Genomic DNA, 11,783 nt, shown 5'->3' on the forward strand with positions numbered 1-11,783 from the left:
TAAGTAACAGGTTGAGAGGATTTTTTGGTATCATTTAATCAGAGTTATATAAAGAAGATATTTAAATGATATTTAATTGATTGATATGTAAAAAGAAAGTATAATTTATGATTAATTAATGGAGGAGGTAATTGAAATGGGTGTACATCAATATTTTAAAAGATTATCAGATATGGAAAGACTTATAAGATTACCTGGAAAATTTAAATATTTTGAACACAATGTTGCAGCACACTCCTTTAAAGTAACTAAAATTGCTCAATATCTAGCAACAGTTGAAGAATATCATGGACGAAAGATTAATTGGAAAAGCTTATATGAAAAAGCATTAAATCATGATTTCGCCGAAGTGTTTACTGGTGATATAAAAACACCTGTTAAATATGCGAGTAGTGAATTAAAAAAATTATTTTCGCAAGTTGAAGAAGAAATGGTAGAGACCTTTATTGAAGAAGAAATTCCATTACAATATAGAGATGTTTATAAGCAACGACTGCAAGAAGGTAAAGATGATTCATTAGAAGGCCAAATACTTTCAGTTGCTGATAAAATTGATTTGCTTTATGAAACATTTGGAGAAATACAAAAACGTAATCCCGAAGAATTATTTTTCGAAATTTATGAAATGAGTCTAGAAACAATTATTCAATTTGACCATTTAGCATCTGTACAAGATTTTATTAATAATATCATTCCAGAAATGTTGACTGAAAACTTTATACCTAGAACAGAATTAAGAGAAACAACCATGAACATTTTAAATAAAAGAAAAGAGGAAAATGAATGATATGGTATTTTAGCGCAGCATTCTTTCCATGTGTCTTGGTAGTATTATTTAGTGTAATAACAAGAAGTAAATGGGTCGGTACTATTCTGACATTAATTTTAATTGGTGCCTCAATCTATAAAGAGTATTTCCATAACGAGTGGATTATTTTTATTGATGTAGTGTCATTATTAGCTGGTTATTTAATTATAGATCAACTCGAATTTCATAAACATCAAGATGAAGATCGCTAAGATTAACTTTAAAATAATGTTTCAAACAAATTTGTTGAAACAAAATGATGATTAATATAATGTGTATTTACATACTAAAAATAACAAGATAAACGATTTGATTTAAGGCAAGCATAGTTAGCACAACTATGTTTGTTTTTCTTTGTTCGACATTTTTACGAACAAACGTTTGCTTTTTGTGTGACTACTTTGCTAAAATATGTAATGAGAAAGCAAAGAGTTGAGCGGAAATATAAATAATACGTTGAAAGAGGAGGCATATGTGACAATGGTTGAACATTATCCTTTTAAAATACATTCTGATTTTGAGCCTCAAGGTGACCAACCGCAAGCAATTGAAGAAATCGTGGAAGGTATTAAAGCGGGGAAAAGACATCAAACTTTATTAGGTGCTACTGGCACAGGGAAAACATTTACGATGAGTAATGTTATTAAAGAAGTTGGGAAACCAACGTTAATTATCGCGCATAACAAAACATTAGCAGGACAATTATATAGTGAGTTTAAAGAATTTTTTCCTGAAAACAGGGTGGAATACTTTGTAAGTTACTATGATTATTATCAACCAGAGGCATACGTACCGTCTACTGACACTTTTATTGAAAAAGATGCCTCAATCAATGATGAAATTGATCAACTACGACATTCTGCTACAAGTGCATTATTTGAACGCGATGATGTAATTATTATTGCTAGTGTAAGTTGTATATATGGTTTAGGTAATCCTGAAGAATATAAAGATTTAGTAGTAAGTGTTCGAGTTGGTATGGAAATGGATAGAAGTGAATTACTTAGAAAACTTGTAGATGTGCAATATACACGAAATGACATCGATTTCCAACGAGGAACGTTTCGAGTGCGTGGTGATGTAGTTGAAATATTCCCAGCCTCTAAAGAAGAACTTTGTATAAGGGTTGAGTTTTTCGGCGATGAGATTGACCGTATCCGAGAAGTTAACTACCTAACAGGTGAAGTGTTGAAAGAAAGAGAACATTTTGCGATATTCCCAGCTTCTCACTTCGTAACACGTGAAGAAAAGTTGAAAGTTGCGATTGAACGTATTGAAAAAGAATTGGAAGAACGATTGAAAGAATTACGAGATGAGAATAAATTACTAGAAGCGCAAAGGTTAGAACAGCGTACCAACTATGATTTAGAAATGATGCGAGAGATGGGATTCTGTTCAGGAATTGAAAACTATTCCGTACATTTAACTTTGCGGCCACTGGGTTCGACACCATATACTTTATTGGATTACTTTGGCGATGATTGGTTAGTAATGATTGATGAATCACATGTGACATTACCGCAAGTTCGAGGCATGTATAACGGAGACAGAGCGCGTAAACAAGTTTTGGTGGATCATGGATTTAGATTACCGAGTGCATTAGATAACCGTCCACTTAAATTTGAAGAATTTGAAGAAAAGACAAAACAACTTGTGTATGTATCTGCAACGCCTGGACCATACGAAATTGAACATACGGATAAGATGGTTGAACAAATTATTCGTCCTACTGGTTTACTGGATCCTAAGATTGAGGTTAGACCTACTGAAAATCAAATTGACGATTTATTAAGTGAAATTCAAACAAGAGTTGAGCGTAATGAACGCGTACTTGTTACAACGCTCACTAAAAAGATGAGTGAAGATTTAACCACATACATGAAAGAAGCGGGTATTAAAGTTAATTATCTGCATTCAGAAATCAAGACATTAGAACGAATTGAAATAATTAGAGACTTACGAATGGGTACATATGATGTTATCGTAGGTATTAATTTATTAAGAGAGGGTATTGATATACCAGAAGTTTCTCTAGTTGTCATATTAGATGCAGATAAAGAAGGGTTTTTACGTTCTAACCGCTCATTAATTCAAACAATAGGTAGAGCTGCGCGTAACGATAAAGGTGAAGTCATTATGTATGCCGATAAAATGACTGATTCGATGAAGTATGCAATTGATGAGACACAACGTCGTCGAGAAATACAGATGAAACATAATGAAAAACATGGTATTACACCTAAAACAATTAATAAAAAAATACATGATTTAATTAGTGCTACTGTTGAAAATGACGAAAATAATGACAAAGCACAAACTGTGATACCTAAGAAGATGACGAAAAAAGAACGTCAAAAGACAATCGACAATATAGAAAAAGAAATGAAACAAGCAGCGAAAGATTTAGATTTCGAGAAAGCTACAGAATTAAGAGATATGTTATTTGAATTAAAAGCAGAAGGGTGACAAGTAAATGAAAGAACCATCCATAGTAGTAAAAGGTGCTCGTGCGCATAACTTGAAAGATATTGATATCGAACTACCTAAAAATAAATTAATTGTTATGACAGGTTTATCTGGGTCAGGTAAATCGTCATTAGCATTCGATACTATATATGCTGAAGGACAACGACGTTATGTTGAATCATTAAGTGCCTATGCGCGTCAATTTTTAGGCCAAATGGACAAACCAGATGTTGATACAATTGAAGGATTATCGCCAGCAATTTCAATAGATCAAAAAACAACAAGTAAAAATCCAAGATCAACTGTAGCAACAGTAACAGAAATATATGATTATATACGTTTGTTATATGCACGTGTTGGTAAACCTTACTGTCCAAATCACAATATAGAAATTGAATCGCAAACAGTACAACAAATGGTTGACCGCATTATGGAATTAGAGGCACGTACAAAGATTCAATTATTAGCACCTGTCATCGCTCATCGTAAAGGTAGTCATGAAAAGCTAATCGAAGATATTGGTAAAAAAGGTTATGTACGTTTAAGAATCGATGGCGAAATTGTTGATGTAAATGATGTACCTACTTTAGATAAGAACAAGAATCATACAATAGAAGTTGTTGTAGACCGATTAGTTGTTAAAGATGGAATTGAAACACGACTAGCTGACTCTATAGAAACTGCCTTAGAGCTTTCAGAAGGACAATTAACAGTCGATGTCATTGACGGGGAAGACCTTAAGTTTTCAGAAAGCCATGCTTGTCCTATATGTGGATTTTCAATCGGAGAGTTAGAACCAAGAATGTTTAGCTTTAACAGTCCTTTTGGTGCTTGTCCGACATGTGATGGCTTAGGCCAAAAGTTAACAGTCGATGTAGACTTGGTTGTTCCCGACAAAGATAAGACGCTAAACGAAGGTGCAATAGAACCTTGGATACCGACGAGTTCTGATTTTTATCCAACATTGTTAAAACGTGTTTGTGAAGTTTATAAAATCAATATGGATAAACCTTTTAAAAAGTTAACAGAACGTCAACGTGATATTTTATTGTATGGTTCTGGTGACAAAGAAATTGAATTTACATTTACACAACGTCAAGGTGGTACTAGAAAACGAACAATGGTTTTCGAGGGTGTAGTTCCTAATATAAGTAGACGATTCCATGAATCTCCTTCAGAATATACACGTGAAATGATGAGTAAATATATGACTGAACTACCTTGCGAAACTTGTCATGGAAAGCGATTGAGTCGTGAAGCGTTATCTGTTTATGTAGGTGGTTTAAATATTGGTGAAGTAGTCGAATATTCAATCAGTCAAGCGCTGAACTATTATAAAAACATTGATTTGTCAGAACAAGATCAAGCGATTGCAAATCAAATATTGAAAGAAATTATTTCCCGACTCACTTTTTTAAATAATGTGGGACTTGAATATTTAACGTTAAACAGAGCTTCAGGTACACTTTCAGGTGGTGAAGCACAACGTATTCGATTAGCAACGCAAATTGGGTCGCGTTTGACTGGTGTCTTATATGTATTAGATGAGCCATCAATTGGACTGCATCAAAGAGATAATGATCGATTAATTAATACACTTAAAGAAATGAGAGATTTAGGAAATACTTTAATTGTAGTTGAACACGATGATGATACAATGCGTGCGGCTGATTACTTAGTGGATATAGGTCCTGGTGCTGGTGAACATGGAGGGCAGATTGTGTCTAGTGGTACTCCTCAAAAGGTAATGAAAGATAAAAAATCATTAACAGGACAATACTTGAGTGGTAAGAAACGTATTGAAGTACCTGAATATCGCAGACCGGCTTCAGATCGTAAAATTTCTATACGTGGAGCTAGAAGCAACAATCTTAAAGGGGTTGATGTGGACATACCACTATCAATCATGACGGTTGTTACAGGTGTATCAGGTTCTGGTAAAAGCTCATTAGTAAATGAAGTATTATACAAATCATTAGCTCAAAAAATTAATAAATCTAAAGTAAAGCCAGGATTGTACGATAAGATTGAAGGTATTGATCAACTTGATAAAATTATTGATATTGATCAATCACCAATAGGTAGAACGCCACGCTCTAATCCAGCAACATATACTGGTGTGTTTGATGATATACGTGATGTGTTTGCGCAAACAAATGAAGCTAAAATTCGAGGATATCAAAAAGGGCGTTTTAGTTTTAATGTAAAAGGTGGACGCTGTGAAGCTTGTAAAGGTGACGGTATTATTAAAATTGAAATGCATTTTTTACCTGATGTTTATGTTCCTTGTGAAGTGTGTGATGGTAAACGATATAATCGTGAGACACTAGAGGTTACTTACAAAGGTAAAAATATTGCTGACATTTTAGAAATGACTGTTGAAGAAGCAACACAATTTTTTGAAAATATTCCTAAGATTAAGCGCAAGTTACAAACACTAGTTGATGTTGGTCTTGGATACGTCACATTAGGTCAACAAGCTACAACGTTATCAGGTGGTGAGGCTCAACGTGTGAAACTTGCATCTGAACTTCATAAACGTTCAACTGGTAAATCTATTTATATCCTAGATGAACCGACAACAGGGTTACATGTTGACGATATTAGTAGATTATTAAAAGTATTAAACCGATTAGTTGAAAATGGTGATACTGTTGTAATTATTGAACATAACCTAGATGTTATCAAAACAGCAGACTATATTATAGACTTAGGTCCTGAAGGTGGTAGTGGCGGTGGTACTATTGTTGCGACTGGCACACCCGAAGATATTGCTCAGACAAAGTCATCATATACAGGAAAGTATTTAAAAGAAGTACTTGAACGAGATAAACAAAATACTGAAGATAAATAAGATTAAAAGAAGTGAAGGATGTTATAAATTTATCCTTCGCTTCTTTTTATTAATTTAGTAATGAATAGTAGAAAGAAAAGATGCGTAAAAAGAATTATGTTAAGATAGGGTCAATCTAGAGTAGTTAAACATAAATCGAACTGGGAGTGGGACAGAAATGATAAAGAATCACTAATGATTTATTATGTAGTGGTTCTTTGTCATTAGCCACAGCTATTGTGTACTTAAAAATAGGAATGCATGAGTGCAACTCATGCATAAGAAATACTAATTTCTAAAGAAAAAGTATTTCTTTATGTTGGGGCCCCGCCAACTTGCATTGTTTGTAGAATTTCTTTTCGAAATTCTTTATGTTGGGGCCCCGCCAACTAATTCCAATATATCATTGTAGAGCTTAGGTCATTGATTTTTGGCTCGGACTTTTATGGCGATATGAACCATGTAAATTAAGCAAGCAATAAATTAATGATTGATATTGACTTGTAAAATAATAACAATAATGAACAATTAATATTTATTTTAGCTTTTCAATGTAGATTGGTGTTATATTTTTGATATGATAAGAAGAGATGTAAGAGTAGGGATAAATACAATTGAGGTGAACCCATGTTAACGACAGAAAAACTAGTTGAAACATTAAAGTTAGATTTAATCGCTGGTGAAGAAGGACTATCGAAGCCAATTAAAAATGCTGATATATCAAGACCGGGCTTAGAGATGGCAGGTTATTTTTCACATTATGCGTCAGATAGAATACAACTATTAGGAACAACGGAACTATCGTTTTACAATTTATTACCAGATAAGGATCGCGCAGGTCGTATGCGTAAACTATGCAGACCAGAAACGCCTGCAATTATTGTGACGCGTGGATTGCAGCCACCAGAAGAATTAGTTGAAGCTGCAAAAGAATTAAATACCCCACTTATAGTTGCTAAAGATGCGACTACAAGTTTAATGAGTCGCTTAACAACGTTTTTAGAGCATGCACTTGCAAAGACGACATCTTTACATGGTGTTTTAGTAGATGTTTACGGTGTTGGTGTACTAATTACCGGTGATTCAGGAATAGGTAAAAGTGAGACTGCGTTGGAATTAGTTAAACGTGGGCATAGATTAGTAGCAGATGATAATGTAGAAATACGTCAAATTAATAAAGATGAACTAATAGGGAAACCACCAAAGTTAATAGAACATCTATTAGAAATACGTGGACTAGGTATTATCAATGTTATGACTTTATTTGGCGCGGGTTCAATATTAACTGAAAAACGAATTAGATTAAATATTAATTTGGAAAACTGGAACAAGCAAAAGTTATATGACCGCGTAGGTCTTAATGAAGAGACGCTAAGTATTTTAGATACTGAAATCACTAAAAAAACAATACCTGTAAGACCTGGTAGAAATGTTGCGGTAATTATTGAGGTCGCTGCAATGAACTATCGATTAAATATCATGGGCATTAACACTGCCGAAGAATTTAGTGAAAGATTAAATGAAGAAATTATCAAGAACAGTCATAAGAGTGAGGAGTAGGTTGAATGGGTATTGTATTTAACTATATAGATCCTGTGGCATTTAACTTAGGACCACTGAGTGTACGATGGTATGGAATTATCATTGCTGTCGGAATATTACTTGGTTACTTTGTTGCACAACGTGCACTAGTTAAAGCAGGATTACATAAAGATACTTTAGTAGATATTATTTTTTATAGTGCACTATTTGGATTTATCGCGGCACGAATCTATTTTGTGATTTTCCAATGGCCATATTACGTGGAAAATCCAAGTGAAATTATTAAAATATGGCATGGTGGAATAGCAATACATGGTGGTTTAATAGGTGGCTTTATTGCTGGTGTTATTGTATGTAAAGTGAAAAATTTAAACCCATTTCAAATTGGTGATATCGTTGCGCCAAGTATAATTTTAGCGCAAGGAATTGGACGCTGGGGTAACTTTATGAATCACGAGGCACATGGTGGACCTGTGTCACGCGCTTTTTTAGAAAAATTACATTTGCCAAATTTTATAATAGAAAATATGTATATTAACGGCCAATATTATCATCCAACATTCTTATATGAATCCATTTGGGATGTCGCTGGATTTATTATCTTAGTTAATATTCGTAAACATTTAAAATTAGGAGAAACATTCTTTTTATATTTAACTTGGTATTCAATTGGTCGATTCTTTATAGAAGGATTACGTACAGATAGCTTAATGCTCACAAGTAATATTAGAGTTGCACAATTAGTATCAATTCTTTTAATTTTAATAAGTATAAGTTTAATTGTATATAGAAGGATTAAGTATAATCCACCGTTGTATAGCAAAGTTGGGGCGCTTCCATGGCCAACAAAAAAAGTGAAGTAGTGATATTTTGAGAAAATTTTTATCAAAAACACATCATCATACAAACCCTTTATGGCGTGTATACCGTCTTGTTAAATTTTCGAAAGTTTTTAAGAATGTAATTATCATTGAATTTTCGAAATTTATTCCAAGTATGGTACTGAAAAGACATATATATAAACAACTTTTAAATATTAATATCGGTAATCAATCGTCGATAGCTTATAAAGTAATGTTAGATATTTTTTACCCAGAACTGATTACGATTGGTAGTAACAGTGTTATTGGTTACAATGTAACAATTTTGACGCATGAAGCATTAGTTGATGAATTTCGTTATGGACCAGTGACGATAGGATCTAACACTTTGATTGGTGCAAATGCTACCATTTTACCCGGTATAACGATTGGTGACAATGTAAAAGTTGCAGCTGGTACGGTTGTTTCAAAAGATATACCGGATAATGGATTTGCATATGGCAACCCTATGTATATAAAAATGATTAGGAGGTGACAATTTTATGGCGCAAAAGAATAATAATGTAATTCCAATGACTTTTGATGATGCATTTTATCGTAAAATGGCTAAACAGAAGTTTAAACAAAGAGAATATAAACGAGCTGCTGAATACTTTGAAAAAGTGTTAGAATTGTCACCTGATGATCTGGAAATTCAAATTGATTATGCACAATGTCTAGTGCAACTTGGTATTGCTAAAAAAGCAGAACATTTATTTTATGACAATATTATTTATAATAGGCATCTAGAAGATAGCTTTTATGAATTGAGTCAGCTCAACATTGAAGTTAACGAACCAAACAAGGCATTCTTGTTTGGTATTAATTATGTTATTGTTAGCGACGACCAAGATTATAGAGATGAATTAGATCAAATGTTTGATGTGAAATATCAAAGCGAAGAACAAATTGAACTTGAAGCTCAATTGTTTGTAGTTCAAATACTATTCCAATATCTTTTTTCTCAAGGTCGATTAAAAGATGCAAAGAATTATGTCTTACATCAACCACAAGAAGTTCAAGATCATCGTGTCGTACGTAATTTATTGGCAATGTGTTATTTATATCTCGGTGAATATGATACGGCTAAAGCATTGTACGAAGCACTATTACAAGAGGATAGTACAGATATATATGCATTATGCCATTATACTTTGCTACTTTATAACACTAAGGAAAATGAACAATATCAAAAATATTTAAAAATATTAAACAAAGTTGTACCTATGAATGACGATGAAAGTTTTAAATTAGGTATTGTATTAAGTTATTTAAAGCAGTATCGTGCATCACAACAATTGTTGTACCCTTTATATAAAAAAGGGAAATTTTTATCAATTCAAATGTACAATGCTTTAGCATATAATTATTATTATTTAGGTGAAGAAGACGAAAGTCATTACTACTGGGATAAATTGAAGCAAATTTCTAAAGTGGAAATTGGACATGCGCCTTGGGTAATTGAAAATAGCAAAGAAGTTTTTGACCAACATATTTTGCCATTACTTCAAAGTGATGACAGTCATTATCGTTTATATGGTATTTTTTTATTGGATCAATTAAATGGTAAAGAAATTGTGATGACGGAAAGTATTTGGCAGGTTCTGGAAAATCTAAATAATTATGAGAAATTGTATTTAACGTATTTAGTTCAAGGTTTAACGCTCAATAAATTAGACTTCATTCATCGCGGCTTGTTAACGCTTTACCAAAATGAATTATTTGTAAGTGAAAATGATTTAATGGTTGCATGGATTAATCAAGGTGAACTCATAATTGCTGAAAAAGTAGATTTAACTGATGTTGAGCCATATATCGGTGCGTTTATTTATTTGTATTTTAAAAATCAACCTCGAAACGTTACAAAGAAGCAAATTACAACATGGTTAGGCATAACACAATATAAACTGAACAAAATGATTGAATTTCTCTTGAGCATATAGATTTATGAAAAGTTAGATTTATTATATAATGCGCATAATGATTAATAATGAGGAGGCGTTAATAAAATGACTGAAATAGATTTTGATATAGCAATTATCGGTGCAGGTCCAGCTGGTATGACTGCTGCAGTATACGCATCACGTGCTAATTTAAAAACAGTTATGATTGAAAGAGGTATTCCAGGCGGTCAAATGGCTAATACAGAAGAAGTAGAGAACTTCCCTGGTTTCGAAATGATTACAGGTCCAGATTTATCTACAAAAATGTTTGAACACGCTAAAAAGTTTGGTGCAGTTTATCAATATGGAGATATTAAATCTGTAGAAGATAAAGGCGAATATAAAGTGATTAACTTTGGTAATAAAGAATTAACAGCGAAAGCGGTCATTATTGCTACAGGTGCAGAATACAAGAAAATTGGTGTTCCGGGTGAACAAGAACTTGGTGGACGCGGTGTAAGTTATTGTGCAGTATGTGATGGTGCATTCTTTAAAAATAAACGCCTATTCGTTATCGGTGGTGGTGACTCAGCAGTAGAAGAGGGAACATTCTTAACTAAATTTGCTGACAAAGTAACAATCGTTCACCGTCGTGATGAGTTACGTGCACAACGTATTTTACAAGATAGAGCATTCAAAAATGATAAAATCGACTTTATTTGGAGTCATACTTTGAAATCAATTAATGAAAAAGACGGCAAAGTGGGTTCTGTGACATTAACGTCTACAAAAGATGGTTCAGAAGAAACACACGAGGCTGATGGTGTATTCATCTATATTGGTATGAAACCATTAACAGCGCCATTTAAAGACTTAGGTATTACAAATGATGTTGGTTATATTGTGACAAAAGATGATATGACAACATCAGTACCAGGTATTTTTGCAGCAGGAGATGTTCGTGACAAAGGTTTACGCCAAATTGTCACTGCTACTGGCGATGGTAGTATTGCAGCGCAAAGTGCAGCGGAATATATTGAACATTTAAACGATCAAGCTTAATTCGAGGTCGAATTAAGATGTTGAGTTGTAAGTTATTTGGATATTTATTTTAATAGTGTCATCACATTGTTAAAATAATGTCTTACTTTTAAATTAAAACAAATTATATAGAAAACTAGAACTTAGTACGTATCATTTGTGCGTTTCAATGAGTTCTAGTTTTTTTATATGTTATATTAAACTTATAACTTTATGGGAGTGAGACAGAAATGATAAAGAGCCACTAATGATTTATTATGTAGTGGTTCTTACACATTAGCCACAGCTAATGTGTACTTAAAAATAGGAATACATGAGTAAAACTCATGCATAAGAAATACTAATTTCTA

Annotated in this window: 9 protein-coding genes; all 9 read left to right on the plus strand. The window is 33.0% G+C overall.

Features of this window, described 5'->3' with window-relative positions; all coding sequences use genetic code 11:
• The first annotated feature begins 136 nt into the window (after positions 1-136).
• The 9 genes from IDG66_RS00370 to trxB all read left to right on the plus strand — a co-directional run bounded on the left by IDG66_RS00370 (position 137) and on the right by trxB (position 11,454).
• A complete protein-coding gene (locus IDG66_RS00370) occupies positions 137-787 on the plus strand; it encodes a YfbR-like 5'-deoxynucleotidase (protein WP_000538141.1) in 651 nt (216 codons plus the stop codon).
• Positions 784-1,020, plus strand: a complete 237-nt coding sequence (locus IDG66_RS00375) for a CsbA family protein (RefSeq protein ID WP_000638419.1) — start codon at positions 784-786, stop codon at positions 1,018-1,020. Before IDG66_RS00370 ends, IDG66_RS00375 begins: the two co-directional genes overlap by 4 nt.
• Positions 1,021-1,288: 268 nt before the next feature.
• Positions 1,289-3,274 carry an excinuclease ABC subunit UvrB gene (uvrB, locus tag IDG66_RS00380; RefSeq protein WP_000229237.1) on the plus strand — a complete coding sequence of 662 codons (1,986 nt, stop codon included), beginning with the start codon at positions 1,289-1,291 and terminating at the stop codon, positions 3,272-3,274.
• Positions 3,275-3,281: 7 nt separating this feature from the next.
• On the plus strand, positions 3,282-6,128 hold the full coding sequence (gene uvrA / locus IDG66_RS00385) for an excinuclease ABC subunit UvrA (RefSeq protein ID WP_000662681.1): 2,847 nt from the start codon (positions 3,282-3,284) through the stop codon (positions 6,126-6,128).
• A gap of 606 nt (positions 6,129-6,734) precedes the next feature.
• Complete coding sequence (gene hprK / locus IDG66_RS00390; RefSeq protein WP_000958224.1) at positions 6,735-7,667, plus strand: HPr(Ser) kinase/phosphatase; 933 nt, start codon at positions 6,735-6,737, stop codon at positions 7,665-7,667.
• Between the two features lie 5 nt (positions 7,668-7,672).
• Positions 7,673-8,512, plus strand: coding sequence for a prolipoprotein diacylglyceryl transferase (gene lgt, locus IDG66_RS00395; protein ID WP_000513312.1), 840 nt, complete (start codon positions 7,673-7,675; stop codon positions 8,510-8,512).
• Positions 8,513-8,519: 7 nt separating this feature from the next.
• Positions 8,520-9,005 (plus strand): acyltransferase, encoded by a 486-nt coding sequence (locus IDG66_RS00400; RefSeq protein WP_001224793.1) that lies wholly within the window; start codon positions 8,520-8,522, stop codon positions 9,003-9,005.
• 7 nt (positions 9,006-9,012) lie between these two features.
• Positions 9,013-10,452, plus strand: coding sequence for a tetratricopeptide repeat protein (locus IDG66_RS00405; RefSeq protein ID WP_000057543.1), 1,440 nt, complete (start codon positions 9,013-9,015; stop codon positions 10,450-10,452).
• A gap of 66 nt (positions 10,453-10,518) precedes the next feature.
• Positions 10,519-11,454 carry a thioredoxin-disulfide reductase gene (gene trxB / locus IDG66_RS00410; RefSeq protein ID WP_000134963.1) on the plus strand — a complete coding sequence of 312 codons (936 nt, stop codon included), beginning with the start codon at positions 10,519-10,521 and terminating at the stop codon, positions 11,452-11,454.
• Positions 11,455-11,783: the final 329 nt, after the last annotated feature.

The organism is Staphylococcus sp. EG-SA-18 (assembly GCF_017151825.1).
GTDB classification, from domain to species: domain Bacteria; phylum Bacillota; class Bacilli; order Staphylococcales; family Staphylococcaceae; genus Staphylococcus; species Staphylococcus aureus.